The organism is Rickettsia endosymbiont of Rhinocyllus conicus, assembly GCF_964026465.1.
GTDB lineage: Bacteria > Pseudomonadota > Alphaproteobacteria > Rickettsiales > Rickettsiaceae > Rickettsia.
The window spans coordinates 778365-804206 of record NZ_OZ032155.1 but is presented as its reverse complement, the minus strand read 5'-3'; the positions used below and the strand labels follow the sequence as shown (position 1 = coordinate 804206).

The following is a 25842-nucleotide window of genomic DNA, read 5'->3' as shown; positions in this document are numbered from 1 at the left end:
TTACATCCTTAACATTAAGAATTGAAACAATAAAAAATATACATATAATAAATGAAAAGTTGGGTATACGAAGATCAACTTGGAAAAGAGCAAGGAGTCTAAAGCCCTCGGAGCGGAGCGTATACTTAATACGTGAGCACCACAGATCTTATAAGACGACGTAGCCAATTTTTCAAGTTCATCGAGTATATTTTACCTTTTACCGATTGCGTAGCTAGTAATCAGATTTTTAATAGGCTTAAAGTTATTTATCACTTTAAACCCTATTTGTCTTAAATGCCTTAAACTTTTTGAATGATTTGAGAAAATATTATTAAGCTCATCAGTTAGCTTATACATGATAAAATTATCTGCTTGTCTTGATTTTTGGTATTCTGATAGCGGTAAATTATTACTTACTATAATAATTAAGGATTCAATATCCTTTATACCTTGATTAAGTCCTTGACCGGCTAATGGATGCACAATATGAGCACTATCGGCAATAAGTATTATTTTATTATGAAAATACCTATTTGCTATACGAGCTTTGAGAGAAAAACCTCTTACTTCACTATCAATAGTGATTTTCCCAAGTGAATTACCAGCATTTCTTTGCGTTAAGAATCTAACCTCTTCAATAGGCAGCTGCATAATTAAAGCAGCTTGGTCAGAAGAAGTTGACCATATTACAGAAGAACTATGTTGATCTTTCATCGGCAATAATGCAAAAGGTCCTAAGGGCAGAAAATGCTCCATAGCACAATTCTCATGTGGTTTTTCATGCTTAATATTAAATACTAAAGCTGTTTGATATGGCTTTTCTATTTCATTCGCAAAATAATGTGATCTAATCTTTGAATTTGCTCCATCACATACAATTAATAAATTACATTTAACGTAGGTTTCGTTATTAAACTTAATAATAGAGTATTCGTTATGACTCATAACTTTTTGATATTCTTTATTATCAACTAATGTTATCAGTGGATTACCAATTACTTTTGATAATAATATTTTCTTAAAATCGTTATTCTGAACTACATACCCTAAAGAACTATCATTTTTTAGTTCCAATATCTCAGGAGCTTTATTATCAACTACATAAACATCTTTCATGTGGCTTACAAACTCTTCCAGCTCTTGCCACATATCAATGGAAGATAAAAAATCCTTAGAAGCCGGCGTCAAAGCTGTTGTTCTAATATCGTTAAAAAAACTAGGACTTTTAACAGCCTTACTTTCAAATATAGTAGTTTCTATACCTTTTTTGGCAAAAGCAAGAGCGGTTAGCATACCACTCAAACCACATCCCAAAATAACTTTATCAATCTGCTTTGTTTTTATCTGATTCATATACAAAATATTTTAAATAACCATTTGTTGCTATAAAGCTCAATAAAAAATAAATAATTGCTATATCTAAATATGAGCTATTGCCTAGATAAAAACCCAAGCAGCAAATAAATAAACTCACCACACTAGTTAAACTGTTTAGGATTAATAGCTTAGTGAAAATATCCGTTTTTCTGATAAATAGATAGGTTATTAAAGAAATAAATAAAGAAATGATAATTAGAAAGATATTAATCATAATTAATTTGCTATGTATTTAAAGGGCTTGTTGAAAAACGTCATTGCGAGAAGCATAGCTTTGATGCAATCTCAGGATGTTTAATAAGATTGCCTCCGCCCTCGGCTTTGCCACTCCTCGCAATGACTAATCAAAACCTGTATTATAATAATCCACTATAATATTACAAACTGCAAATAAATTTGATTAAAATTACTTAAATAATTTTAATATATGTAACTGTTTAACTTAATATTAAGCTGTTTTAGATAAAGAAGTTAGAAAAAACTTAAAGTCTTATAGGATGTTGGCGAGAGTGACGGGACTCGAACCCGCGACCTTCTGCGTGACAGGCAGACGCTCTAACCAACTGAGCTACACCCCCCTTTAAGGGATAACAAATTATATATAACAATTCTTTCGATCGTGCAAGGATAAAATAGTTTATTTTCATTTTTTTGGAGCATATATACAGCATATGAAATATTTAAATAACTTACAAAATACTAAAAACCCTTAAAATAAGGCAAGAATGACGGGACTCGAACCCGCGACTTTCTGCATGACAGGCAGAAAATCTAAACTAATTGAGCTATTAACCCACCAATTAAATACCTGACTTAAGAGGCATATTTAACATCATCGGCTTGGAACAATTTTTGTATATGTTTAGGATTGTTCTGTAAGCAACGTAAATAAGATTTAAGATTGTATTTTAACTCATCTTTTGTAAGAGGTATATGTTTTCTATTTACATTTCTTTTTAAGTCATTATTTAAGTATTCATCTGGATTATGTTGTGGAGTATAAGGAGGCAAAAAAAACAAAGAAATTTTATCTTTATGCTTATTTGTCCAGCTGTATACTTTTTTACTATGATGTACTTTTAAATTGTCTAATATTAAAAAGATCTTCCTTCTTGCAGATTTCACTAATCTTCTTAGAAATTCTATAAATATATCTGTTTTTAGTGTATCTTCATATAACATGAACCTTAGTTTACCATTGTTCGTAACAGTTGATATCATATTTATAGTAAATCGTTTTGATTTATGAATAACTACGGGTGTTTTGCCTTTTAAAGAATAGCTCTGTAACACCTGACATTCTGATTTTATACCCACTTCATCACACCAGTGTATTTCAGCTTGTTCCATTTGTGCTTGTTTTACTATTGCGGGATATTCTTCATCTAGCCATACTTGAACTTGTTTTGGCTGTTGCTCATAAGCTAATTTCTTTGGTTTTTGTGCAGTATATCCCCATCTTCTTAAATATTCTCCAATCGTACTTAATGGCAAAAAGAAACCACAGCATTTTTTAATCAGGGCATTAATAGCTTTTCTTGACCATAGTGCAGATTTGATATTGTGATCTTCTGGTCTAGAGTGATTTATATAATCTTGTATTTTTTTACCCAGCATTTCATTTATTATTCTTTTCTCTCCTGTCTTTCTTCCTCTAGACTTGCCAGTTATTGCATATTTATCACCTCTTCTTCTTTTGTTAACCCAGTTACTAATAGTCTGACGTGTTACTCCTATAAGATTTGATACATCTGATTGTTTTTCTCCTTTATCAATTGCTCTTAATGCAACTTTTCTTAAAGCTGCTTGTGCACTCGTTGATAATGTCCTAAAATCTTCTTTTTTTAGCATTATTTCATTCTAACATTATATTTTAGTATTTGCAACTATTATGTCAGGTATTTAATTGGTGGGTTAATATATGAGTCAGTATTATAATAAAATCTAAAACAATCATCAGTAATCTCTTTTTCCATCCTTAGTTGAACTCTTAAAAATTATTATACTTTTTTAAGATTTTCTTAATAAGGGCAGCATATAAGCCGGTTCGCTTATATTAAGGAATCTTATTTTTATTAATCAATAATTAAGAGTATAATATGACAAAACCATCCGTTATTAAATTAGCTACCCCTTTTGAACGCTTAAAATTTCATAATCCTTTACCTGATATTGCACTTAGGCTTGCTATTATTATGCAAGCAATAATTGATTCAACTAATACTTCCCCAAAAAAAGAAGCTAAAAAAGCAGAAGATGCAGCTAAAAAATGGATTTTTATAGATAATGAAGATTTTATTACCATATGTTTTGAAGCAGGGATAGAACCCTCTTTAGTAAGAAAAATCACTAAAGGCTTAATTAGACTACAACAAAATAAATCAGTTACCTATGAAGGAGATTTATTTTGTAATAAAAGCTTGAAATTACGCTAAATATAAATTAATTGTATAGATGTTACTAGTTAACATCTATACACACTAATAACTAATATTTACGTTATAGTTATAGTTCTAATTTTAAGCTATAAGGTTATTTATGATTATTTCAGTTTCAGGACAACATATTTCTATTGGTAATAATTTACAAGAATATTCAAAAGAAAGAGTTAACCAAGTTCTAACAAAATATTTTTCTGATATAATAAGTGCAGATATACATTATTCAAAAGAAGGAATAAATTTTAAATGCGATATTATAGCAAAATATGGTTCAGGTAAGCATAATATCGTTAAGAGTAACGAGAGCTGCAATGACATATATGTAGCATTTGACAAAGCTATGGCAAAACTCGAAAAGCAGCTTAGAAAATATAAATCAAAACTAAAAAATCATCACACAGGTAAAGTAAAAATATCTGAAATCGATTCTGAAGGTACTAAATATATTATTAGTCCTCAAGATCAAGAAAATACTAATGATACAAATGATGCTAATTATCCAATAATTATTGCTGAAAAACCTGTAGAAATATTAAAGCTATCAGTAAAAGAAGCAGTAATGAAAATGGATTTAGAAAATTTACCAGCAGTAGTATTCAAGAACGTTAATAATAATCGTATAAATATAGTGTATTATCGTAAAGATGGTAATATTTCTTGGGTAGATTATAATTAATGATTATTATCCCCTATAAAGGAATTAAACCTAACATTGATAAAACAGCCTATATTGCTCCAAGTAGTTCTATAATAGGGGATGTTAAAATTGGAAGTAAATCAAGCATTTGGTTTAATACTGTTTTAAGAGGAGATGTTGAATCAATAAAGATAGGGGATAATACTAACGTACAAGACGGCAGCGTAATTCATACTTCAAGGTTTAATGGTCCTGTAGAAATAGGCAATAACATAACTATTGGTCATTTATCGCTTATTCATGCTTGTATTATCTGCAATAATGCCTTTATTGGTATGAGTAGCACAATAATGGACTATGCAGTAATAGAAGAATATGCTTTTGTTGCTGCAGGAAGCCTTGTACCTCCTAAAAAAATAATTAAATCTAAAGAATTATGGATGGGTCGCCCTGCAAAATTCGTTAGATATTTAACAGATCAAGAGCTAGAAGAGATGCAAGATAATGTAAGAAATTACGTAGAACTTACTAATATTTATAGCTCTAGTTAACCACCCTGCATTGCAAATGCAGGGCTTAAGATTATGGCATCAATGCCTTAGCTATAGCTAGTTTTCAACTTGAAAGTTTCCAAACTTATCATCTCTCGATTCATGTTTATCAATATAATCCTTGATCATTTGGTCAGTCACATTGCCTGTGGTTCTGACAAAATATCCAACAGCCCATAAGTGTTTACCCCAATACTGTTTCCGTAATTCTGGAAATTCCTGCTGAATCTTCCTTGAACTCTTTCCTTTTAGATACTGTACCACCTTACTAATACTTTGATAAGGTGGCACAGATACATAGATATGTACGTGATTTGAAGCTATCTTCCCTCTTAATATCTCTACTCCATTATCCTTACATATCTCTTGGGTTAGGTCCTTGACTCTCCTACCAATATCACCAACCAATATATTATATCGATATTTAGTCACCCATACTATATGATAAGTGCAATCGTAAACTGTGTGGCTTATCTTCTTGTAATACTGCATCTCTACATTCTATATGTTAAAACGACGCACTGCAAGTGCGGGGTTTTTCTCCCAAATTTGGGACAATAAATAAGTATATAAAAAGTTATAGCTTCTAATTTAGGTTTCGTGAAGATTGATAATTATATACATCTTTGGTAAAAAATTTTATCTAAAAAACTCTGGCTTAAATAGCTTAAAACTTTCCTGAGCTGACGTTGGTAATGGTGTTAAATTATATTGCGGATCAAAAGCATTTCCGTAAATCTTTTCTGTTTTTTTAATTGAATTTGGAAATTTTAAAGATAATAATATAGACTTTAAAATAGTAAAAATTGCTATATAAGGATCAGTTTCAGGAGAAGATAAGCGATGTTCTAAACGTTTAGGAACAACATTTGGAGTTCGAATAGCTACACTTCTGTTATTTCCTCCATAAGATACATGAGTTGGTGCCATAAAATCTTTGTCAAGGCGTAAATAATCAATACTACCAGGCATAAAAGCAAGTAGAGTATCTAGCATATAATGGCATAAACCTTGTGCTGCTAAAATTATATAATCGCCAGATTCTATATCAAAACTTATATGGAAATGCATACTATTTCCATAATCATTTAAAAAAGGTTTAGGAGAAAAATCCGTATGACCATTTAAATATTCAGCTATTTTTGTTAAAGTATTTTTAACTTTAAGTATCATTTTTGCATAATTTACTAAATCATGGGATGGAGGAAGATCTATTTCGAATTGATTATTACCCTTTTCTTTTTTTATTTTAGAAATTTTAAACTTCGTTAAATATTTTCTTGCAAGTATTTCAAATTTAGATATATCAATATTAGGGCTTAAGTAAAACTCTATCTCTACCCCAATAATAGGTATTAAATTATAATCTTTATGAAATTGGAAAATGATTTTTTCTAGCTGTTTCTTTTTTTGTAGGTTATTAGATAAGGTATTAATAAAATTATTATAGGATATTTGCATGGAAGCACTAATAAACGGACTAGTATATTATAAAATTTTTGACGGAACATTCAAGGATTCTAGTCATAGATATGTAAAAAAAATAATTCTATAGATGAAATAGAAATAATAAGAAACAAAAAAGCCATAACTGATTATTTTAAAGCAGAAGATATTCTAATTTTAAATCAAGTTCACGGTATAGATATTATTGATGCAGATAATAATTCTATTATCATACCTGAAGCTGATGGCAGTATTACTACTAGAAAAAATTTAGTTCTAGCAGTGCAAACTGCAGATTGTGTACCAGTGTTACTTGCAAGCGGTGATGGTAAAATAATTGGAGCAGCACATGCAGGATGGAAAGGTGCTATAAACGGTATTATCCATAACATAGTTAATAAGATGATAGAAAAAGGTGCAAAAAATTTGGCTGCACTAATAGGTCCTGCTATAGCTCAAGGATCATATGAAGTTGATGTAGAATATTATAAAGCTTTTTTAGATAAAGATATTAATAACAAACAATTCTTCATAAATTCAAAAAAAGAAAATCATTATATGTTTGATTTACCAGGATTTGTAGAATTACAGCTTAAGCAAACAGGAGTTAAAAATATTAAAAGGATTACAGAGGATACTTATGCAAACCCAGCAAAATACCCTAGCAAAAGACGCTCTTATCACTTGCAAGAACCTTATAATCAAAATATATTATCAACAATTATAATTAAAAATTAGTATTATGAACCAAGAAAAATCTTACTATCAAATAGTTTACGCTCCAAACGATATCTTTAAGAAGCAAGCAGAACATATAGAAGTCGTTGATGATAATATTCGCATTATTGTAGATAAAATGCTTAATACTATGCAGATAGAAAGGGCGGTAGGGCTTGGTGCTAATATGGTCGGTATATTAAAGCGTATAGCGGTAGTTGATTTACATGAGAATAACAAATCATCACCTATTATTTTTATCAATCCGGAAATAACTTATTTCTCAAGTGACAAACAAACATTTATGGAAAGATCTTTATCATTTCCAGGAATAGAAGCACCTATTACCAGATCAAAAGCAATAAAAATAAATTACTTTGATTATCAAGGGAATAAACAAGAGCTAGAAGCACAAGATTTTTTAGCAACAGTAATTCAGCATGAAGTAGATTATTTAAATGGCAAAGTTTTTTTAGATCACTTATCTAAACTAAAACGCGACACTTTGTTTAAAAAAATGCTGAAATATATAAAAATGCACCCTCCTCATGTTCATGGAAGTAGCTGTAAGCATTAAGATTATTTAAACATTGACAATATACTATAGCTTTATTACAATATGGTTAATAAATCTTAATAGTTTAATATGTTAGTTAATAGTCAACCAGTAGTAAGGATACACGAAAATATTATAGCGTTAGATATTTATTCTAATTAGGGTTTTAGATTTAGAATTTTAATAGAAGAATATGTATGAAAAAGAAGCTGAAGAATATATTTAAAATTAACAAAAAGGAAAAAGTTAAAGATAATATTCCTACTGAAACAATAATAAATCTTCCGGAAGATAAAACGACTAAAGGTAAAAATAAGAAAGACAAAACTTATGATTATGAAAAGTTAAAACAAAAGCTCTTTAAAATATCAGAGAAAGCTTTACAAAAAAATAATGACCTAGATAAAATATTCAAAGCTTTAGCAGAAGATAAAAAACTAAAAGCTGGGTATAAAGGTGTTAAATTTATATTTAAAAATCCGAAATTAGCTATTTCAACGTTGAAAACAATACCTAGTTTAGTAAATGATATAAAAAAAATAGAAGAAATATTTTTAAATAAAGATGAGAAAAGTAAGTTAGAGAATCAAAGCTTTTTACTAAAATTAATAGAAGATCCTGATAGTGTAGCATTTTTAGAAAAGAATAAAGAAGTAATTAAAACAACAATTTCTAAAATTTTGCCCAATGCCTTGAAGTTTGCTCTTAAAAATGACAAAAAAGTTACTCGAGCATTAACTCCTCTTATTCATCAAATATTAGATAAATGCTTTGATGATCCTAAAAATTTTATGACTATTGCTAATTTAGCTGTAAAATTCACTTTAAAGACCAACTCAAAAGATCATATTCAACAATTATTTAATAAAATAAATGTTACTCCAATATTAAAAGATTTAGGAGTATTTTTAAGTCAAGATGATAAGATAGGCAATCTTTTAGCCGAAATTATAACAACAAATATAAAATCGAATAATACGATAAAGCAAACTTTTTTAAAAAACGTTAGTAATTTAGATATATTACAAGATGCTACCCCTATTATTTCAAAACTTATAGGTAAAATCTTAGAAAATGAAACTGATACAAATAAATTACATGAAGCATTAAAACCTATTATATTTAGTGATTTTAAAGAAAAATTAATTGCAGCATCTGATATAGAACAAATAAAACAATTAGATAAAGAAGAAACAAATAAATATTTAAATGTAGCTAAAATTTTATCTAGCCCTTTAATAAAATCAGAAATATTTCCTACAATTCAAGAATTAATTACTGTACTTCACAAGCATAAATCTACAACTCAAACTATTATCTCTAATTCTATAGCTATATTTAGTAAAGACAATGAAGAATCAGCAAGAAAATTATCAGAAACAAACAAGACTTTAGATCACAATCAATCACTTTCATCTGAGAGATGAAAGTTTGTCTATAGCGACTAGAAGTCGAGAATCAAGCTAAAGCTTATTCCAGTCTTATATTAGTAGTCATTGCTGGTTCATGAGCATCAGTATGTCTATTAATATATTCATTAATCATGTCATCAGTCACATTGCCACTAGTCGAACTAAAGTATCCTCTTGCCCATAAATGTCTACCCCAATACTTTTTTCTTAATATTGGAAATTCTTCTTGTATCTTTTTTGACGATCTTCCTTTAGCTTTTTGCACAAATTCACTTACTTTAATATGAGGTGGTATATTGGCAAATATATGTATATGATCGCTTGATATTACTCCATTTTCTATTTTAATATTGAGCTCTTCTGCAACTAATGTAATAATTTCTCTCACTCGCTTTTTGATATCATAGGTTAACACCTTGTATCGATATTTTGTAATCCACACTATATGATAGCGATGATAGTAAACTGTGTGTGATTTGTTGCTGTATTGAGTCATGGTGCTTATGATGCTAACGCATCATGGCGCACATGGCAAGCTAAAGCTTCTCCATCTGGAAGATGGAGGTTTTAACCACCAAAGGGACTATAAAGTTTTTGAAGTACTAAAATTAGTTATTAATACCGTAATAGATCTAATAAAGTATAAAATAGCATTTAATTCTGCAAAAAAAATAGGACAGAATATAAAAAATGAACAATCTAATATAAAACAGTCACAACCAGCATTATTACGATCAAATACGCCTAAAAGCTTAGCACGATAATAATATTTATCTAACTATTGTTTGACTTTTTTTATTAGAAAAATTAGGCGTAGCTATAGGTGATTCAATTTTGATATTGTGAGGTTTAGACTTTAAAGCAAGCCGTTTTGAGTCTTCAAACACTGTTTGATCAAATCTGTGCGGGTTAATTTTTCTAAGCTCTACTAAAGCAGCTTTATTATTATGTATTTCATTGAGATTTACATTTCGAAGTTTAGAGTTGTCTGATATTTTTTTTGTATTTTCATCTATAAAATGCTTTAAACCTGTAACAAATTCATTATTTTTTAAACCTTTTGAAAGAGTAGTAATTTTATTATCTATATGCTTGTTATTTGCCTTAATATGAGTATCTAAGACATTCTCTAATTTTTCTCTCAAATAATCTTTTCCTGTAAAAACTGCTTGTATTTTTTCTAAAAAAGAAGTGCCTTTATTACTAACTGCCTGTAACTCATTGATTATTGTGTTATTATATTTAGTTATATAATCTGTATCTAATTTAGATAATAATGTTTCTGTGACCTGCTTATTTTTTGCAACATCTAAGTTATTAATCCCTTTTTGTACTGATTCAAACGACTTAATAGCATGATTAGTTTCATAAGTAAATTTAAGGATATTTTCATCAGTCAACTTTTTCTTATCTAAAACGCATACATTTTTAACGTCTTTACCAAAAAAATCGCTAGCATTTTTAGCAATTTGCCGCACTAATGGGTCTAATAATTTTTCATTTTTTAGCAAAGCCGAAACTGTATCTTGCGATATTTCTACATATTTATTTATTTTACCTATAAGAGCGTCTTTTTCATCTTTAAATATTGGTTGGTTTTCTTTAGCAAAATTAGCGTACATAAATATACGGTTTTTTACACGCTCATTTACAAGATTATCTACATTTTTTTGGCTTGATAATTCTGCTTCTAACTGCTTAGGAAGCTTTTCCATTTCTTCCTTAATTTCTTTAAAAGCTTGAGGATTGTACCCTTCTTTTTCCCATTTTGCTATTTGTTTGTTGTTATTTTTTATAGTTGCAATAATACTTTTAACATCATTTTTTTTACTAGGATCAGAAGATATATTTTTAGGGTCATCAGGATCAGAATATATTAGATTTTGAATTGTTTTTTTACATCAGGATCATTTACATTAATTTCTTTTTTTTTAAAAATCCCTCGTTAATTAACCCTTGTACTAAATAGTTTTTTGTTTCTTTTAAGTCTTTTCTTAATAATTGTATTAAATCATTTTCTTTATCTTTACTCCTAACCTCATGCTGTGCTTCTTGTAACTTTATAGCCATATGTTACCTATTATTAAAACATTTGATATATTAGATATCAAAATTCCATAATTTGCAACTTTTTTATCTTTTGATAGAAATATTTAAAAAATTAACGATGTAAAATAACTAAGATAGGTTCTATGAAGATTTCTAATACATATCCCATTTTAAGGTATTTTTAGAAATCTTCACAGCTTGGAAAGAAGGCTAATTAAAGACCAGGTCCTCTTGTTCTTACTTTCTGATTCTCTTGATGAATAGCAGGTTTGTCTTTTGAAGATGTTTGAGATTGGTTGGCAAATAATAATTTATCAAATATTTCAGGATTTGCTTTCAACTAAATTAAGATTAGGATTATTAACTTCTTTCGGCTCAACAGTTTTATTCATTAATTTTGTTAAGCCGGCAGCAATTTGTTCGTTTGTTAAAGCATTTGAAAAGATTTTATTATCAATTTCTTTTTTTACATATTCATCACTTAACGCTGCATATTTATTTACTGATTGTTCTAATCTTTCCTCTAAATAATCTTTACCTGTAAAAATTGATTTAAACTTTTCCCAGAGAGAAGTACCTTTGTCATTAATTTCTTTTAGCTCCGAGACTATTCTAGGACTATTGTCAGTTAGATAAGCAGAATCTAAATTCTTTAAAATTGTTCCTGTTTTTTCAATAAGTTTTTCATTGGTACTCTCTCATATAAAGGAGCAAAAAGCCTAACCATAGGCTCTAACATTTTACTTTCTTGAGTATTTTTATCTAATCTTTCTGTCAGTTTCTTCTGCTGCTTTAGAAATTTCTTTTCTATCCATTTCCGATTCTGTATATGTTTTTTTATTTTTTTTCCCACTATGAATAAATTCCTTACATTGTTACAATTTTTGTTGTGATAAAGAATTAGGTAATTTTTCTATAACTGCTTCTAGTAGTTTTTCAGTATATATCTCTGCGGGAATCTTATTATTACTCACTTCAACTAATGATTCATTAATTGCATTTGTTAAAGTATTTATATCTTGATCATTAAATTCATTTAGTACAGGTTTCATTGATTCTAAATCTAAACTTACCCTAAATCCTTTTAAATTACCTTCAATTTTTGCAGCATAAAGTTTAATTTTATCTCTATTTTGCTTTGTAGTTATTGCAGCATTTTGTTTTGCATTTTCATTTATACTATCAACAAGATTTTGAATTCTCTCTTCTTTAAGATAGGACCTTATAAGGTCATAACCTAAATCTAACGCTCCACCAAAATTTTGTACATATTGAAGCGGTTGATCAAAAAAAGAAAGATCTTTAGGTACTAATTTTAAATTTTTTGCTTCTTCAATCTCATTAATTTTTTCATCAGCTATATCTTTCTTTGGTAATTGCTGAGCTTGATCATCAATATTTAAATCCTTTTCTTGAATATCAATTATATCTTCCATTTCCTGAACTCTATCATCAGCTTTTAAATTCTCTATCATATTATTCCTTTTTTAATTTATTTTAAATAATAATAAACATAATAGAAAAAATGCCAAATTAATTTTAAATTCTAGAAAAAAAAATAGTTAAAATTTGTAAAAAGAATCATATTTTTTTATAGAAGATGTGCGGATAATAATTTCCTCTGGGATTTCAGCTAAGAACCTTGATGGGTATGATCTGACTATTTCGTAGAATATTTTACGGCTTTCAGCATGGGTAATATAAAGCTCTTTTTTAGCTCTAGTAATACCAACATAAGCAATGCGGCGTTCTTCTTCCAAACCTTTTTCACCCTCTTCATCTAAAGATCTTTGAGATGGAAACACCCCCTCTTCCCAACCTGGCAAAAATACTACATCAAATTCAAGACCCTTAGCACCGTGTAGTGTCATTATTGTTACAGAACCACCATAATTGGTTTCTAAAACTTCATTTTCCATAACTAAGCTAGAATGCTCAATAAAATCATGAATATCGTTAAACTCAGCAATAGCTCTTAGCATTTCGTTGATATTCTCGATCCTGCCTAAAGCTTCTTCAGTTTTCTCTTCCTGAAGCATTTCTAAATATCCGGAATCATCGAGTATTGCTTTAGTTACATTTATTGGAGCATCAAAGCTAAATCTTTCATGCCAATTGCTAATTTTGGTAACTAAATCTTTTAAAGTTTCATAGGATTTTGTTTTTATCTCACCATTTTCTAGCATTTCTTTAATAGCAGCGAAATTAGAGATATTTTTTTCTATAGCATACGTTTTAATTTTATTTAAAGTAGCTGCTCCTATTGCTCTTTTCGGTACGTTAATAATACGCTCTAATGCTAAATTATCATTCTGGTTTAAGGCAATACGGATATAAGCAAGCACGTCTCTTATTTCCATACGTTCATAGAACCGCAAACCGCCGATAATTTTATAAGGCATAGCACTATTTATAAAGGCTTCTTCAAAGCTTCTAGTTTGAAACCCTGCTCGCACTAATATAGCAATATTTCCTGCACTATACCTTCCCTCTCGCACTAACCTAGCTATTTCGGAGGCAATATATCTTGCTTCTTCTTTATCATTCCAGCAAGATATAATTTTGATCTTTTCGCCGCTTTCCTTATCAGTCCATAAGGTTTTGCCATGACGATTTTTATTGTTATTAATAACATTTGAAGCAGCCGCAAGAATTGGCAGAGTTGATCTATAATTCTGCTCCAATTTAATAATTGTGGCGTTTAAAAAATCCTTTTCAAAACGTAATATATTACCAACTTCTGCACCACGCCAACCATAAATAGACTGATCATCATCACCAACACAACAGATATTTTTACTTAAGCTCGCAAGCATTCTTGCCCACAAATATTGCACGACATTAGTATCTTGATACTCATCAATTAAAATATAACGATATTTTTCTTGATAATATTTTAATATCTCAGGGTTTTTAATGAAAAGCTCATTATTATAAAGCAGTAAATCCCCAAAATCCACTACGTTAGAGATCAGTAAATTTTGCTGATATTCTTCATAAACAAGTTTTGCTACACGTTGCAGCGGTAAATTAGTATCAGAGCTTGAAAGCTTATTTGGCAATAAACCTTGATCTTTCCAACGTGAGATTACGATATGTATTAATTTAGGAGCATATTTTTTAGTATCAATATTTTTGAGCTTTACTATATCCTTAATCAATCTTAGTTGATCATCTTGATTAATAATAGTGAATCTGCTATTTAAACCAAGATTTAAATGCTCTATTTGATCACGCAATATCCTTGCTGCCATTGAGTGGAAAGTACCAATGTTAAGACCGTAAGAGCTAACCAAATTATGGACTCTTTCCTGCATCTCTTTTGCTGCTTTATTCGTAAAAGTAACAGCTAAAATATTTTGAGGGGATGCTAAATTTTGATGAATAATATTTGCAATTCTTGAGGTTAGTACTTTCGTCTTACCAGTTCCTGCCCCTGCAAGCAAAAGAAGCGGTCCTTCGGTATGAAGAACTGCTTTTTGTTGCTGCTCATTTAATGAATGTAAGAAGTCTTGATTTGGCATATAATATACTTATTTAGTCCAGTTTGTTGGAGGGCTTGAAAAGCCTGCTCGATGTCATGCCGTGGCTTGACCACGGCATCCAGAAAATAAATAAAAATACTAATATTATTAGTATTTTAAACTAGATCCCGCGATCAAGTCGCGGGATGACAATGGTGGAACTGATCCATGCAACAAAGCCGGACAAGCCACGGGATGACAGTGAATAACATAATACCCAATAATACCCTTTTATCAATAAAAATTTATCTAATTCTTTTAAGGTTTTTTAGAATATAAGAAAGGGTAATGATAGGATTACAAATTATTATTTTTAATAATTTGAGATAAGAATTTAAATTTTTATCCTCAATAAACCAGCTATATAAATCATCTATAGGCTTAATCTTATTGGGAATAATATATTTATCCTTAAATAATTCCTTTAAAGCTTTTTTAGCTTTTTGGGCTTCTGCTTTACGTTCAGTTGTTAGGCTCTGATTATGCACCATATAAAAATATAACGACTCTGGTATATGAGCAAATTTCGTAACAAGCCCAAACCGAAGCCAATATTCATAATCATCAACTAAATGCATGTTTTCGTTATATCCACCTACTCTCTTTGCTATATCTGCTCTGTATAAAAAGCATGCTCCAACACAATCACGAATAGGCAAAAATTCCGGAGATTCTTGATAGAGCCTTGCCCCTATTTTGCCCTGCTCATCAATTAAAGTATAATCGGTATAAACAAGCCCTATATCCGGTGAATTATCTAAAACATTATTCATTCTTGCTAAAGCATCTTCGTGCAGAAAATTATCATCGGAAGTCCAAGTAAAATACTGCCCTTTAGCCTCTTTAAAAGCAATATTAAGACTAGCTGGCAATTTTTTATTAGGCTCATTTCTTATTACTTTAATACGCTGATCCTGCTTTGCATATTCCTTTGCTATTTCAAAGCTTTTATCTTTAGAGCAATCATCGATTATAATAAGCTCAAAATCTTTAAATGTTTGATTAAGACAGCTCTCAATAGCTTTCGGCAATAACTTCTCTCTGTTATAAACTGGCAAAACTATTGATATTTTTGGAGAATTATTATTCATATATTTTGATTTTTATTATTATGTCATTGCGAGCGAATGAAATGAGCGTGGCAATCTTATGAAGCAGGACTCCTGAAATTGCTTCGCCGATGCGTTGCCTCTCCTCGCAATGACGTTTTTAATCTTAACCATACCAAGGAGCAAGAGACAAGCCTATCTTAATCCCCCTCACAGTAATATCTTCTTCCTTACTAGCAAGATATTTCTCTTCTTTAACTAAAGCTATAGCTTTATTTTGATAGCTGGAACATATTATCCCAATTTTGTCCTTAGTCATAATTATTTCCTCATTTTTAACTAAAAATGATAAATCTTCCTCAGCTATAATTTTGTATATTTTTCTTCTTATAACACCTTGATATTTAGCTCTTGATATAACTTCTTGACCTACATAACAACCTTTATCATAGCTAATAGCGTTTAATTCTTCAGCACCATAAATAACTGGAATTGACTCACCTGAAGCCAAATCATCTACTCCGTCTACTATGGCAAAATTATATTTATCATTTAAATATAATTTTTTACTTAGATTCCCGCTTTTGTTGGAATGACTTATAGCTCTGTTTATTATAGAACGAAATCCTAATAAATTATATCGAGGATCACGAGCTGTGACTAACGAATCCATATTTAATTCTTGATGAAAATAAGCAATTTTATACTCATCTTTACAATCTACTATTTCTATTTTAGAGCGGAACTTATAAAAATTTAAGTGATCTATTAAGGCAGTTTTACTTTTCTCATCAATATCAATATAAATTTCTTCAAGGTTATGTATATATACAAAGAAATCAAATAAATATCTACCTTGATTATTAAGTAAATAAGTATAACAATAATTACTCTTATTGATATCATTAGTTATAAGGTTTTGCAGGAACTTTAACGAATCCGAACCCGCTATTTTAATAACCTCTCTATTGTTTAATATTTCGTACATAATTATAATATTATTGACTTTCTATGCTCCACACTACTATACTTTAAATTTATGTAAATTAAACTTAAATAATTATGAGATGTTCATCTTACTGCGTTTCTTCTGAATATAAGATGAGTGATCTAGTTACTAATTTAAAAAAGATAGGGCTTGAACCTCAGCATTTTGATGATGTTTTATATATTCGGAAAGAAATAAATAAAGATTCTGATTATATAGATATATTTTTCTTTCCATTTGGTTGTGTAACTATTTGGGGTGGTGACGAAATTCAGGAAAAAGTAATTTTAAATGATACTGATTTAGTAACGATAAATAGACTTGCTGAACCTGTATCCGATTATATTTATTTTGAATATAATGAAGAACACGAAAAAACTTTTATTGACGAAGAAAAAAACAAAATAATTTTAGCTGATAAATCGGTTTTTGTTAAGCTATCTATTTCTCATGCACTTGCTCAATCTGTTAAGCTTAGCGTTCTTGAGCAATCTGTAAGTAATTTGATATCTCAAACCACTCCTATACAACAGGAATTAGCTAGAACCGGTAGTGTCTCTCTATCTAAAAAAGAGATATTACAACAAATAGGAATATTATTTAGTGAACGCTATTCAATCAGCTTACATAGTGATATATTCGATACTCCTGAATTTTTTTGGCGTCGTCCTAGCTATGAACCCCTATATCTTATGACGGCAGAATTTCAAGACATAGAAATAAGGCAAAATATAATGAATCATCGCCTCAATATGATTCATGAGTTGCTCGATATCCTTTCAAATGACCTTAATTATAAACATTCTACTAAACTTGAGTGGATTATTATTATATTAATTGGTCTTGAAGTAGTATTATCTTTATCTCATACCAATCTTTTTCTAAAAATTATTGGAGCTTTGTAAATAGCTTCATTTATGCAAATTATTAATAGTCAAAAAGTATTAGAAGAGTTTTGTAGGGAATTATCCACCAAAAAATGGTTGAGTATAGATACAGAATTTGAACGTCGTTATACCTATTATGCTAAACTTAGTATAATCCAAGTAAAAGCAGAGGGTTGCAGCATAATAATTGATGCAATAAATAACCTAGATTTAAATGTCTTTAACAAGCTACTTATAGATAATAATATTATTAAAATATTTCATGCACCTCGTGAAGATTTTGAAATTTTCTATAATTTGTTTAAAACTCTACCTTCTAATATTTTTGATGTACAAATTGCGGCAAATATTTGCGGTTTTGGTAGTCAACTAAGCTATGATGATCTTTGTTATAAACTTTTCAAAATCAATATTGATAAAACACATCAAAAATCTAACTGGTTAAAACGCCCTATTACTGAAGATATGCTGAATTACGCATTTTTAGATGTTGAATATTTGGACAAAATATATAAACAGCTAAATAAGATAATTTTGGATAATAATTTAACAAATCAATATCAATCCATGCTTCAGTTTTTATTTAATATTAAAAACTATGAGGTAAAACCCGAAGATGCTTGGAAAAAAGTAAAATTTAGAATTGAGATTAAAGATTTTAATACTAAAATACAAATGCTTGCAGCCTATCGTGAAGAAAAAGCCCAAACTATAAATATTCCACGAAAACATTTCATTTCAGATGAAGACTTAATGAAGTTGTGTAAATATCTACCTTTAACTGAACAAGATTTTAAAAATCTAAACCTAAAAAGTAGACATTTACTAAAACCAAGATACAAAGAAGAGCTAATACAACTATGCAATAGCTATATGCATAAAATAGAATAGCACGAAAAGTTATTATTCTATGTCATTCTCGCTTAAGGCTTGCTTGCGTAGATCGAGAGTCGTCATTGCGAGGAGCAAAGCGACGTGGCAATCTCAGGAAATAATGATGAGATTGCTTTGTCAAAACTTACAGTTTTTCCTCGCAATGAGGAGAAACTGATCCACGTGGGCAATGCCTACTCGCAATGACGGGCTATTAAAATTTTCTTTTACTGTTGAGGATACGGGTTATTACTTGCCACTTGAGCAGTAACAGTTTTTACACTATTATCATCAAAGAAAAAAGTTATATCAACTGTGTCACCAACTTTTAGATCTTTCCTTATATCATAAAGCATTATATGCATACCTCCAGGTACAAAGCCAACGTTAAGATTACCAGAAATTAAAAATGGATAATCTACTTTCACCATTTGACTAACACCATTACTGTCGGTAACTGTTTGGTGCATCTCTATTCTACCTATTTGATCTGAAGATATATTAACTATATTATAGCTAGCCGGTCTAGTATTTACTAATGTAAAATACATAGCAGAATTGCTTAGTACATTATTAACATTTGTTGTAGGTCTTACCCAAGGTTGTGCAAATTGTACAGCTCCTGCTGCATTTAACGTAGATAAAGTAACAGATGAATCTGTAGGGTTAGTATTTTGGGCTGGCTGAGTATTAGGGCTAGCATAGCTTGTTATACTAGCAAAAGCTATAAAACCAGCCAATAAAGTTTTTATCATAATTAACACCTTTTAATAGTTTTATAAAATACTAGCATAAATTTTATATAAATCTAGTTTTTTAGAATATAATGCCTGCGTGTTTCTTTAGGAAATCTCTCAATCGCATAACGCAATGTAGTTCTAGGCATTTGCGATATATGTTGATTTAGAAAATCTATCAGCTGCTTTTCGTCCTTTTTTCCTGCTTCACGTAGCATCCACCCTACCGCTTTATGAATTAAATCGTGCTTATCGTTCAGTAATAATTGTGCTATTTTAAAAGTTAAATTGAGTTCATTTTTGTGAATAAAATACCAAGTTGCAACCATTGCTATTCTTCTTTCCCAAAGATTTTCAGATTTTGCTAATTTAAAAAGATATTCCTTATCTTTATCCCATAAATAAGCTCCGATAATATAATGAGCTGAAGCATCAACCAAGTTCCAATTATTAACATATTTTATATTATCTATATAGAATTCATAAAAAAATTTCTTATCATTATCAGAAGCTTTTTGATATTGATTGATAAGGATAACTAATGCTAAAAGTCTTTCTTCATTAAATCTTGATTTAATAAGCCCACCTAAATCATCCTTACTTAAATTATAATAAGTTTTAGCTATTTTATGTAAAGTCGGTACAGTCACGCCTATAAATCTATCATGCTCACCATACTGCCCTTCTTTAGTCTTAAAAAAGATTGTTAAACGTTCTACCGGAATAGTCGCCGAATTAAGTAAAATATTTCTAATTTCTTGTAAATTTTCTTTCATGTTCAATAAGCCATTTTTTGCGATGTAATCCTGAACCATATCCGCCAAGCTCGCCATTATTATTAATAATGCGGTGGCATGGAATAATTATAGCAAATCTATTTGCTCCGTTAGCATTTGCAACAGCTCTATAAGCAGTTTCTTTACCCACTGCCTTAGCTTGTGTAAAGTAGCTCCTTGTTTCGCCATATGGCACATTCATTAGCTTTTCCCATACTAATTTCTGAAACTCGCTTCCTACAAGGCGTAAAGATGTATTAAATTTTTGTAAATTGCCGTCAAAATATGACTTAAGTTCTTTTTCAACTGATGAAATAGGTTTGGTATTGCCATCAATAACAGACAATTTAGTCTTAACTTTAAGCATTTTAATTTTACGCTCTAAGCCTTTACTTTCAGCAAAATCAAGCAAATAAAGTTTCTCTTCATCACTAATAGCAAGCATCGAACCAAGAGGCGTATCAAGAAAAGTGGATTTTAAACTCATTTTTTTACCTAAAATTTTTTTAGTATTATATATTGATTTCTTTATTTAACAATTTTATTTTTTTTAAACTAATAATTCTAAGCGATTAAAATAGATAGAACAGAATTTAGCAAGATGAGTATTTAAGTTGAATGACGTCATTGCGAGAAAAAACCGGTTTTGTCGCATGGATAACAAGTTGTCATTGCGAGGAGATACGAAGTATCGACGTGGCAATCTCAGAATTTAATATTAGATTGTAGCAAAGCTTCGCTCCTCGCAAGGCATTGTTGCGTAGATCGGAAAACGCCTCGGTGTCATGCCGTGGCTTGACCACGGCATCCAGAAAATAATAAAAAATACTAATTTCATTAGTATTTTTTAGCTGGATCCCGTGAATAAATCACGAGATGACAGGGGAAAATGATCCACGCAACAATTTCTCCTTGCAATGACGGGAAAACAGTCAACCATCTACAATATCTGCAAGTCTAGTGAATAGAGCCTCAATCATGTCCCAGCCTTTTTTCTGAATATTAAGCAGTAAAAGATCATTAACATTTAACTGTTTTAGTTAACCACCCTGCATTGCAAATGCAGGGCTTAAGATTATGGCATCAATGCCTTAGCTATAGCTAGTTTTCAACTTGAAAGTTTCCAAACTTATCATCTCTCGATTCATGTTTATCAATATAATCCTTGATCATTTGGTCAGTCACATTGCCTGTGGTTCTGACAAAATATCCAACAGCCCATAAGTGTTTACCCCAATACTGTTTCCGTAATTCTGGAAATTCCTGCTGAATCTTCCTTGAACTCTTTCCTTTTAGATACTGTACCACCTTACTAATACTTTGATAAGGTGGCACAGATACATAGATATGTACGTGATTTGAAGCTATCTTCCCTCTTAATATCTCTACTCCATTATCCTTACATATCTCTTGGGTTAGGTCCTTGACTCTCCTACCAATATCACCAACCAATATATTATATCGATATTTAGTCACCCATACTATATGATAAGTGCAATCGTAAACTGTGTGGCTTATCTTCTTGTAATACTGCATCTCTACATTCTATATGTTAAAACGACGCACTGCAAGTGCGGGGTTTTTCTCCCAAATTTGGGACAATAAATCTACTCCCATTTGTTCATGCTCGGGGTCAAGGTGCAGGTGGGTTTTAAAGTGCTTTTCTGCTTTTTTACAACTTAAAAATATTGAGCCTAATTTCTCATAAAATATAGTAGCACACGATTCTATTATCATATGCACAAGCACCGCTCGCTCACTATCACCAAGTGTCATCATTTTTAAAGTAAACCAAGTGCCTCAAAGATAGGATCTTCCACTTCTGTATTATTTTTTCTATCTTTTGAGAGTTCTATATTGTGACCGAATTCATCAAGTAAATGTTCCCAAGCAAGTTTTGTAAATTTTTTATGTTCTGAAAATACTACCCTTGCAAGTACCATTTTTTGAAATTCATTTGACCAGATTTGGAAGTAATCAAGAAATTTATTTTTTTGTGTGTCACTTTCTAATTTAATTTTAAATAACTTATTTTGTTTAAATCTTTCTTTATATTTTTCATTATCTAAAATTAAACGATCTATTACATTCATCGTTGTTAATATTAATTAGTTGCTCAAATATACTAATATCAATAGAAAATAAATGCCACCAAAATTGTTAATTTTTATTTACCAATTTTTAAAACCATATGTGTAGCTATAGACAAATATAAACTGCAAAATAATAATTTGCACACAATATATATATATAACATTTCTGCTGATCCATTTTAAATTTATAAATATTCTTTTTGAATAATTACTTATGATCATTAATATATATGTAGCTGTTAATAATATAATATCTAAAACTAAATCAAAATTTGAGAAATTAAGATCACTAAAAGAAATAGTAAGCACGAACAGAGCTGAATGTACTAAAGTAATAAGAATTGTTACAAAACAACAAAGTTTTAGGCTTTTGGGTTCATGTTTTGCAATAAATCCAAGTATCATAATTGCAATTACAATCGTACCATAATCAATGATAGCCCAACTTATATACCATAATATTATCATTATAATAACATGGCAGTAGCCGCTATAGAAGAAACGAGTTAGCGACTTACGAAAACAATAAATATAGCACTGCCCTAAATAAATAGAGATTAAAATATTTGTGGTGATAAACTGCTTGAATAATATTGTAGTGTAAATTTGTAGTAAAATACCCCATATTATTATTCGCAATTTTGGCTTATCATGAAAATTATAGCCAGCAAAAAAGCAAAAAACTGGCATAGCAATACGACCAATTATTCGCAAAATAATAAGGTCAGGATATAGATACAAACCTATATGATCAATGATCATGGCTATGATTACTAGAGTTTTTAGCAAATCTTGATAATTTGATTTATTTTTACTACTTTCTAACATGCTTAACTACTTTTAATAAATAAGCTACACTAAAAAAGACTATAATGCCAATTGTAATAGTACCTCCTAATGCAAAAACTTTAATCAGCAAATATTCCGAATAAAAATATTCTAAGAAATAATGTTTTATTGAGCCAATCATAATAGACATAATTGTGCAGCATAATAAAACTTTAATACAAAAAGATTTTATATCCTGTTCTATATGTAGCATATTCTGCTTTTTAGTATAGCTATATAATAAACCTAAATTATACCAAGCTGCAATAGAAGTACCAACTGCAATACCGATATGCTTTAAAGAATCCATCAATAATAAATTCATGCTGGTATTAATTATTATTGAAAATAGAGTTATTTTCAGAGGTGTTTTAGTGTCACTATTAGCATAAAAAATGGGGGTTAGAATTTTTGCCAAAATAAAAGCAGGCAGCCCTAAAGCAAACGCAGAAATAGCCTCAGCCGTATTTGTAGTATCAAGAGAAGTAAAAACGCCTCTTTCGTAAATCACGTTAATAATAGGATGCGATAAAATTATAATTCCAAAAGTCGCAGGCAGTGATAAAAATAACCCCATTCTAATTGCATTATTCTGCACTTTCGTGGCAGCTACTATATCATTTGATTTATATATTTTTGATAATTCAGGCAATAAAATAGTTGAAAAGCTAGTACCTATTATTGATAGAGGAAATTGATAAATTCGGTCCGCATAAGATAGTATGGAGATAGCTCCCTCAATAAAGCTAGCAATAGATTGAGAGATAAAAAGGTTTAATTGCTGTACGCCTGAGCTAATGGTCACCGGTCCCATATTAATTAAAAGCTTTTTTACATCTGGATCATTTGGCTTAAAAATAAATGGAAAGCTTAAATCCGCTCTTTTAACGCAAACAAACATAAAAGAGACTTGTAATATTCCGGCAATTATTAAAGATAAGCTGATTGAAATGGTAGACTCTGTATAATTATCTAACATTAATGTACAGACTATTACGCATACGCTTAAGATAACAGGTGAAAAAGCAAAAGCAGCAAAGCGTTTTACCGAGTTTAAAATCCCCCCTAATAAAGCTGTAAGTGATACAAATATTAAGTAAGGTATAGTAATTCGGCATAAGAATACTGTAAGCTCAAATTTCTCTTTTTTACCGTGAAAACCAGGAGCTATAAACAGCATTAATTGCGGCATAAATATTTGCATCAATACTATTATAACTATTAATGAGAGTAGTAAAAGCGTAAAGACCTCACCAGAAAATCTACCTGCTGCTTTCTTAGAAATCAGCATTTTTTCATTATAAATAGGGATAAAGACGTTTGATAATGCTCCCTCGGCAAAAATTCTTCTAAATAGATTTGGTAATTTAAAGGCAACATTAATGCTATCACCCATTTGAGTAGAGCCAAATAATGATGCAATAAATTGCTCACGCACAAGCCCAAATATGCGAGAAATTAACGTGAAGAATGCTACTACAATCCCTGATCTGAATAATGTCACTAGTTTATAATTTTATTGTTTTCATAAGCACGTCATTGCGAAAAGATGTTGCCTGGGTGAATCAATTTTTCCTCTGTCATCCAGTTGCTTGACCACGGAATCCAGTATAAAGCGAGAAACGTGATCGGTGTCATACCGTGGCTTGGGAACTAGATCCAGAAAATAATTAAAAATACTAATTTTATTAGTATTTTTAACTGGATCCCGTGAATAAATCACGGGATGACAGGGGAAAATGATCCACGCGGGCAATGCTGCCGCGGGATGACACCCATGCACCTTGGCAGGAATGACATAAAACTAATTCTTAGCTCTCTCTACTCCCTCATTAATCAGGCTATCAGCTTTGGATTTACTTTCCCAGCCGGTAACTTTAACCCATTTGCCTTTTTCTAAATCTTTATAATGCTCGAAGAAATGAACTATACGTTTCTTAAGCATCTCACATACATCATCTAATTCCTTGATATGATCAAAGGTAATATCAAGCTTAGAGGTTGGAACTGCAATAATTTTCTCATCAAAACCCGATTCATCTTCCATCATCAATACCCCAACAGCTCGACACTTAATTACTGAGCCAGGCACTACTGGATGATGCGATACAACAAGTACATCTACTGGATCACCATCATTAGAAAGAGTATGCGGAATAAAACCGTAATTACATGGGTAACTCATTGTGGTTTGCATGAAACGATCAACAAAAACCGCTCCTGATTCTTTATCGAATTCATACTTAATCGGACCGCTATTCATCGGTATTTCAATGATTACATTTATTTCGTCGTTATTTGCTTTTGCTTTAATTTTATCTATGAACATGTTTTATTTTTTTGGTTATAATTGTTTTATGTTATTGAATAGCTCATTTATCATTCCCGCAAAAGCGGGAATTCAGTCAATTATATTGTCATCCCGTGACTTGATCACGGGATCTTGTGCCATAGAATGTGTCCTGAGATACCGCGGTCAAGCCGCGGTATGACAGATTTTTTCTAGATTCCCGCTTCTGCGGGAATGACAGTATTCGGAGGTCGGTAATTCTCATCATGCTTTGCTAGCAGCTCCCTTGCTATAAACTTGCCATTCGATAATCTACCGATAGCGATAATACCCTGATTCTCACGAAATAAGGCAGGCAGCACTCCTTGATATAATATTTCTAAGTCTTTAATATTGTCTGTGATAACAAAACTTATTTTATCAGCTGCAATTTTATTTATTGAATCTACTTTAACTAGCCCGCCGACTCTTAGCTCTTTCCCCTGCTCTACTTCATTAATTTTTGATGGTGGCACGAAAAATACTATACTTTTTTCTAAATTATAAAGTATTATACTAACTCCGATTACTGCTGAACAAAAGCAAATAATGATAGTTATTAACCTATTTTTTGCTCCTTTTTGCATCAG

The 25842-nt window shown here is 30.4% G+C and carries 30 protein-coding genes, 2 tRNA genes and 2 pseudogenes; 10 read left to right on the top strand and 24 right to left on the bottom strand.

Features of this window, described 5'->3' with window-relative positions; all coding sequences use genetic code 11:
- Positions 1-192: 192 nt before the first annotated feature.
- From ubiH to AAGD54_RS04255, 5 genes are all read right to left on the bottom strand, one after another.
- A complete protein-coding gene (gene ubiH / locus AAGD54_RS04275) occupies positions 193-1335 on the bottom strand; it encodes a 2-octaprenyl-6-methoxyphenyl hydroxylase (protein WP_341788048.1) in 1143 nt (380 codons plus the stop codon).
- On the bottom strand, positions 1307-1573 hold the full coding sequence (locus AAGD54_RS04270; protein ID WP_341788049.1) for a monovalent cation/H+ antiporter complex subunit F: 267 nt from the start codon (positions 1571-1573) through the stop codon (positions 1307-1309). Before AAGD54_RS04270 ends, ubiH begins: the two co-directional genes overlap by 29 nt.
- A gap of 287 nt (positions 1574-1860) precedes the next feature.
- Positions 1861-1937 (bottom strand) — tRNA-Asp (locus tag AAGD54_RS04265).
- 149 nt (positions 1938-2086) lie between these two features.
- Positions 2087-2146, bottom strand: a tRNA-Asp gene (locus tag AAGD54_RS04260).
- A 26-nt stretch (positions 2147-2172) separates the two neighbouring features.
- Positions 2173-3210 carry an IS630 family transposase gene (locus tag AAGD54_RS04255; RefSeq protein WP_341794233.1) on the bottom strand — a complete coding sequence of 346 codons (1038 nt, stop codon included), beginning with the start codon at positions 3208-3210 and terminating at the stop codon, positions 2173-2175.
- 248 nt (positions 3211-3458) lie between these two features.
- Between AAGD54_RS04255 and AAGD54_RS04250 the strand changes: the two genes are divergently transcribed.
- From AAGD54_RS04250 to AAGD54_RS04240, 3 genes are all read left to right on the top strand, one after another.
- Entirely contained in the window at positions 3459-3794 is a 336-nt protein-coding gene (locus AAGD54_RS04250) for a hypothetical protein (protein WP_341788050.1), read from the top strand.
- Positions 3795-3897: 103 nt separating this feature from the next.
- Positions 3898-4476, top strand: coding sequence for a ribosome hibernation-promoting factor, HPF/YfiA family (gene hpf / locus AAGD54_RS04245; protein WP_341788051.1), 579 nt, complete (start codon positions 3898-3900; stop codon positions 4474-4476).
- Positions 4476-4988: a gamma carbonic anhydrase family protein gene (locus AAGD54_RS04240; protein ID WP_341795098.1), complete on the top strand. Its 513-nt coding sequence runs from the start codon at positions 4476-4478 to the stop codon at positions 4986-4988. Before hpf ends, AAGD54_RS04240 begins: the two co-directional genes overlap by 1 nt.
- Before the next feature lie 57 nt (positions 4989-5045).
- Here AAGD54_RS04240 and tnpA (AAGD54_RS04235) read toward each other — a convergent pair whose 3' ends face one another.
- Positions 5046-5480, bottom strand: coding sequence for an IS200/IS605 family transposase (gene tnpA / locus AAGD54_RS04235; RefSeq protein WP_341794258.1), 435 nt, complete (start codon positions 5478-5480; stop codon positions 5046-5048).
- A gap of 147 nt (positions 5481-5627) precedes the next feature.
- Entirely contained in the window at positions 5628-6449 is an 822-nt protein-coding gene (locus tag AAGD54_RS04230) for a glutamine synthetase (RefSeq protein ID WP_341795097.1), read from the bottom strand.
- On the opposite strand from AAGD54_RS04230, the pseudogene pgeF reads away from it, so the two are divergent.
- The 3 genes and pseudogenes from pgeF (at position 6448) to AAGD54_RS04215 (ending at position 9134) form a co-directional block, all read left to right on the top strand.
- Positions 6448-7172: pseudogene (pgeF, locus tag AAGD54_RS04225) on the top strand (peptidoglycan editing factor PgeF). The gene AAGD54_RS04230 and the pseudogene pgeF overlap by 2 nt on opposite strands.
- A gap of 4 nt (positions 7173-7176) precedes the next feature.
- Complete coding sequence (gene def, locus AAGD54_RS04220) at positions 7177-7728, top strand: peptide deformylase (RefSeq protein ID WP_341795096.1); 552 nt, start codon at positions 7177-7179, stop codon at positions 7726-7728.
- A 176-nt stretch (positions 7729-7904) separates the two neighbouring features.
- A complete protein-coding gene (locus AAGD54_RS04215) occupies positions 7905-9134 on the top strand; it encodes a DUF507 family protein (RefSeq protein WP_341795095.1) in 1230 nt (409 codons plus the stop codon).
- A 43-nt stretch (positions 9135-9177) separates the two neighbouring features.
- Here the strand turns inward: AAGD54_RS04215 and tnpA (AAGD54_RS04210) are convergent, their stop codons facing one another.
- Positions 9178-9615 carry an IS200/IS605 family transposase gene (tnpA, locus tag AAGD54_RS04210; RefSeq protein ID WP_341795094.1) on the bottom strand — a complete coding sequence of 146 codons (438 nt, stop codon included), beginning with the start codon at positions 9613-9615 and terminating at the stop codon, positions 9178-9180.
- A 7-nt stretch (positions 9616-9622) separates the two neighbouring features.
- On the opposite strand from tnpA (AAGD54_RS04210), the gene AAGD54_RS04205 reads away from it, so the two are divergent.
- Positions 9623-9883 (top strand): hypothetical protein, encoded by a 261-nt coding sequence (locus AAGD54_RS04205; RefSeq protein WP_341795093.1) that lies wholly within the window; start codon positions 9623-9625, stop codon positions 9881-9883.
- Between the two features lie 6 nt (positions 9884-9889).
- Here the strand turns inward: AAGD54_RS04205 and AAGD54_RS04200 are convergent, their stop codons facing one another.
- Together AAGD54_RS04200 and AAGD54_RS04195 are read right to left on the bottom strand one after the other, a co-directional pair.
- Positions 9890-10834 carry a hypothetical protein gene (locus tag AAGD54_RS04200; RefSeq protein ID WP_341795092.1) on the bottom strand — a complete coding sequence of 315 codons (945 nt, stop codon included), beginning with the start codon at positions 10832-10834 and terminating at the stop codon, positions 9890-9892.
- Between the two features lie 196 nt (positions 10835-11030).
- Positions 11031-11189, bottom strand: a complete 159-nt coding sequence (locus tag AAGD54_RS04195) for a hypothetical protein (protein WP_341795091.1) — start codon at positions 11187-11189, stop codon at positions 11031-11033.
- Positions 11190-11450: 261 nt separating this feature from the next.
- On the opposite strand from AAGD54_RS04195, the gene AAGD54_RS04190 reads away from it, so the two are divergent.
- Positions 11451-11699 carry a hypothetical protein gene (locus AAGD54_RS04190; RefSeq protein WP_341795090.1) on the top strand — a complete coding sequence of 83 codons (249 nt, stop codon included), beginning with the start codon at positions 11451-11453 and terminating at the stop codon, positions 11697-11699.
- A gap of 121 nt (positions 11700-11820) precedes the next feature.
- On the opposite strand, the gene AAGD54_RS04185 is transcribed toward AAGD54_RS04190, so the two are convergent.
- The 5 genes from AAGD54_RS04185 to AAGD54_RS04165 form a co-directional block, all read right to left on the bottom strand.
- Entirely contained in the window at positions 11821-12021 is a 201-nt protein-coding gene (locus AAGD54_RS04185) for a hypothetical protein (RefSeq protein WP_341795089.1), read from the bottom strand.
- A 22-nt stretch (positions 12022-12043) separates the two neighbouring features.
- Complete coding sequence (locus AAGD54_RS04180) at positions 12044-12643, bottom strand: hypothetical protein (protein ID WP_341795088.1); 600 nt, start codon at positions 12641-12643, stop codon at positions 12044-12046.
- 87 nt (positions 12644-12730) lie between these two features.
- On the bottom strand, positions 12731-14692 hold the full coding sequence (gene pcrA, locus AAGD54_RS04175) for a DNA helicase PcrA (RefSeq protein WP_341788060.1): 1962 nt from the start codon (positions 14690-14692) through the stop codon (positions 12731-12733).
- A 245-nt stretch (positions 14693-14937) separates the two neighbouring features.
- Positions 14938-15783 (bottom strand): glycosyltransferase, encoded by an 846-nt coding sequence (locus AAGD54_RS04170; RefSeq protein ID WP_341788061.1) that lies wholly within the window; start codon positions 15781-15783, stop codon positions 14938-14940.
- 124 nt (positions 15784-15907) lie between these two features.
- A complete protein-coding gene (locus AAGD54_RS04165; protein ID WP_341795087.1) occupies positions 15908-16729 on the bottom strand; it encodes a folate-binding protein in 822 nt (273 codons plus the stop codon).
- Between the two features lie 113 nt (positions 16730-16842).
- Here AAGD54_RS04165 and AAGD54_RS04160 point away from each other — a divergent pair, with 113 nt between their 5' ends.
- Positions 16843-17634: an RMD1 family protein gene (locus AAGD54_RS04160; RefSeq protein ID WP_016948158.1), complete on the top strand. Its 792-nt coding sequence runs from the start codon at positions 16843-16845 to the stop codon at positions 17632-17634.
- Positions 17635-17646: 12 nt separating this feature from the next.
- The gene (locus AAGD54_RS04155) at positions 17647-18507 is read left to right on the top strand and encodes a ribonuclease D (protein WP_341788064.1); all 861 of its coding nucleotides are present in this window, start codon (positions 17647-17649) and stop codon (positions 18505-18507) included.
- 209 nt (positions 18508-18716) lie between these two features.
- Here the strand turns inward: AAGD54_RS04155 and AAGD54_RS04150 are convergent, their stop codons facing one another.
- From AAGD54_RS04150 to ccmE, 9 genes and pseudogenes are all read right to left on the bottom strand, one after another.
- Positions 18717-19244 (bottom strand): copper chaperone PCu(A)C, encoded by a 528-nt coding sequence (locus tag AAGD54_RS04150; protein WP_341795086.1) that lies wholly within the window; start codon positions 19242-19244, stop codon positions 18717-18719.
- A 53-nt stretch (positions 19245-19297) separates the two neighbouring features.
- Entirely contained in the window at positions 19298-20002 is a 705-nt protein-coding gene (locus tag AAGD54_RS04145) for a DNA alkylation repair protein (protein WP_341795085.1), read from the bottom strand.
- On the bottom strand, positions 19977-20489 hold the full coding sequence (locus tag AAGD54_RS04140) for a methylated-DNA--[protein]-cysteine S-methyltransferase (protein WP_341795084.1): 513 nt from the start codon (positions 20487-20489) through the stop codon (positions 19977-19979). Before AAGD54_RS04140 ends, AAGD54_RS04145 begins: the two co-directional genes overlap by 26 nt.
- 614 nt (positions 20490-21103) lie before the next feature.
- The gene (gene tnpA / locus AAGD54_RS04135) at positions 21104-21538 is read right to left on the bottom strand and encodes an IS200/IS605 family transposase (protein ID WP_341794258.1); all 435 of its coding nucleotides are present in this window, start codon (positions 21536-21538) and stop codon (positions 21104-21106) included.
- A 54-nt stretch (positions 21539-21592) separates the two neighbouring features.
- Positions 21593-22095, bottom strand: a pseudogene (locus tag AAGD54_RS04130) (hypothetical protein); the annotation flags it as partial.
- 78 nt (positions 22096-22173) lie between these two features.
- Complete coding sequence (locus AAGD54_RS04125) at positions 22174-22923, bottom strand: TraX family protein (protein WP_341795083.1); 750 nt, start codon at positions 22921-22923, stop codon at positions 22174-22176.
- On the bottom strand, positions 22910-24427 hold the full coding sequence (murJ, locus tag AAGD54_RS04120) for a murein biosynthesis integral membrane protein MurJ (RefSeq protein WP_341795082.1): 1518 nt from the start codon (positions 24425-24427) through the stop codon (positions 22910-22912). Before murJ ends, AAGD54_RS04125 begins: the two co-directional genes overlap by 14 nt.
- Before the next feature lie 300 nt (positions 24428-24727).
- Complete coding sequence (ppa, locus tag AAGD54_RS04110; RefSeq protein ID WP_341788070.1) at positions 24728-25252, bottom strand: inorganic diphosphatase; 525 nt, start codon at positions 25250-25252, stop codon at positions 24728-24730.
- Positions 25253-25425: 173 nt separating this feature from the next.
- A complete protein-coding gene (gene ccmE, locus AAGD54_RS04105) occupies positions 25426-25839 on the bottom strand; it encodes a cytochrome c maturation protein CcmE (protein WP_341788071.1) in 414 nt (137 codons plus the stop codon).
- Positions 25840-25842: the final 3 nt, after the last annotated feature.

Bases quoted from the DNA above. Each gene is read 5' to 3' on its own strand.
- AAGD54_RS04155 (WP_341788064.1), top strand. From the start codon at position 17,647: ATGCAAATTATTAATAGTCAAAAAGTATTAGAAGAGTTTTGTAGGGAA.
- AAGD54_RS04190 (WP_341795090.1), top strand. From the start codon at position 11,451: ATGTTTGAGATTGGTTGGCAAATAATAATTTATCAAATATTTCAGGAT.
- tnpA (WP_341795094.1), bottom strand. From the start codon at position 9,615: ATGACTCAATACAGCAACAAATCACACACAGTTTACTATCATCGCTAT.
- AAGD54_RS04125 (WP_341795083.1), bottom strand. From the start codon at position 22,923: ATGTTAGAAAGTAGTAAAAATAAATCAAATTATCAAGATTTGCTAAAA.
- AAGD54_RS04255 (WP_341794233.1), bottom strand. From the start codon at position 3,210: ATGCTAAAAAAAGAAGATTTTAGGACATTATCAACGAGTGCACAAGCA.
- hpf (WP_341788051.1), top strand. From the start codon at position 3,898: ATGATTATTTCAGTTTCAGGACAACATATTTCTATTGGTAATAATTTA.
- AAGD54_RS04195 (WP_341795091.1), bottom strand. From the start codon at position 11,189: ATGGCTATAAAGTTACAAGAAGCACAGCATGAGGTTAGGAGTAAAGAT.
- ubiH (WP_341788048.1), bottom strand. From the start codon at position 1,335: ATGAATCAGATAAAAACAAAGCAGATTGATAAAGTTATTTTGGGATGT.
- AAGD54_RS04170 (WP_341788061.1), bottom strand. From the start codon at position 15,783: ATGAATAATAATTCTCCAAAAATATCAATAGTTTTGCCAGTTTATAAC.
- AAGD54_RS04165 (WP_341795087.1), bottom strand. From the start codon at position 16,729: ATGTACGAAATATTAAACAATAGAGAGGTTATTAAAATAGCGGGTTCG.
- tnpA (WP_341794258.1), bottom strand. From the start codon at position 21,538: ATGCAGTATTACAAGAAGATAAGCCACACAGTTTACGATTGCACTTAT.
- pcrA (WP_341788060.1), bottom strand. From the start codon at position 14,692: ATGCCAAATCAAGACTTCTTACATTCATTAAATGAGCAGCAACAAAAA.
- AAGD54_RS04215 (WP_341795095.1), top strand. From the start codon at position 7,905: ATGAAAAAGAAGCTGAAGAATATATTTAAAATTAACAAAAAGGAAAAA.
- tnpA (WP_341794258.1), bottom strand. From the start codon at position 5,480: ATGCAGTATTACAAGAAGATAAGCCACACAGTTTACGATTGCACTTAT.
- AAGD54_RS04140 (WP_341795084.1), bottom strand. From the start codon at position 20,489: ATGAGTTTAAAATCCACTTTTCTTGATACGCCTCTTGGTTCGATGCTT.
- def (WP_341795096.1), top strand. From the start codon at position 7,177: ATGAACCAAGAAAAATCTTACTATCAAATAGTTTACGCTCCAAACGAT.
- AAGD54_RS04160 (WP_016948158.1), top strand. From the start codon at position 16,843: ATGAGTGATCTAGTTACTAATTTAAAAAAGATAGGGCTTGAACCTCAG.
- AAGD54_RS04205 (WP_341795093.1), top strand. From the start codon at position 9,623: ATGATGCTAACGCATCATGGCGCACATGGCAAGCTAAAGCTTCTCCAT.
- AAGD54_RS04230 (WP_341795097.1), bottom strand. From the start codon at position 6,449: ATGCAAATATCCTATAATAATTTTATTAATACCTTATCTAATAACCTA.
- AAGD54_RS04270 (WP_341788049.1), bottom strand. From the start codon at position 1,573: ATGATTAATATCTTTCTAATTATCATTTCTTTATTTATTTCTTTAATA.
- AAGD54_RS04200 (WP_341795092.1), bottom strand. From the start codon at position 10,834: ATGGAAAAGCTTCCTAAGCAGTTAGAAGCAGAATTATCAAGCCAAAAA.
- ppa (WP_341788070.1), bottom strand. From the start codon at position 25,252: ATGTTCATAGATAAAATTAAAGCAAAAGCAAATAACGACGAAATAAAT.
- ccmE (WP_341788071.1), bottom strand. From the start codon at position 25,839: ATGCAAAAAGGAGCAAAAAATAGGTTAATAACTATCATTATTTGCTTT.
- AAGD54_RS04150 (WP_341795086.1), bottom strand. From the start codon at position 19,244: ATGATAAAAACTTTATTGGCTGGTTTTATAGCTTTTGCTAGTATAACA.
- AAGD54_RS04180 (WP_341795088.1), bottom strand. From the start codon at position 12,643: ATGATAGAGAATTTAAAAGCTGATGATAGAGTTCAGGAAATGGAAGAT.
- AAGD54_RS04250 (WP_341788050.1), top strand. From the start codon at position 3,459: ATGACAAAACCATCCGTTATTAAATTAGCTACCCCTTTTGAACGCTTA.
- AAGD54_RS04145 (WP_341795085.1), bottom strand. From the start codon at position 20,002: ATGAAAGAAAATTTACAAGAAATTAGAAATATTTTACTTAATTCGGCG.
- AAGD54_RS04240 (WP_341795098.1), top strand. From the start codon at position 4,476: ATGATTATTATCCCCTATAAAGGAATTAAACCTAACATTGATAAAACA.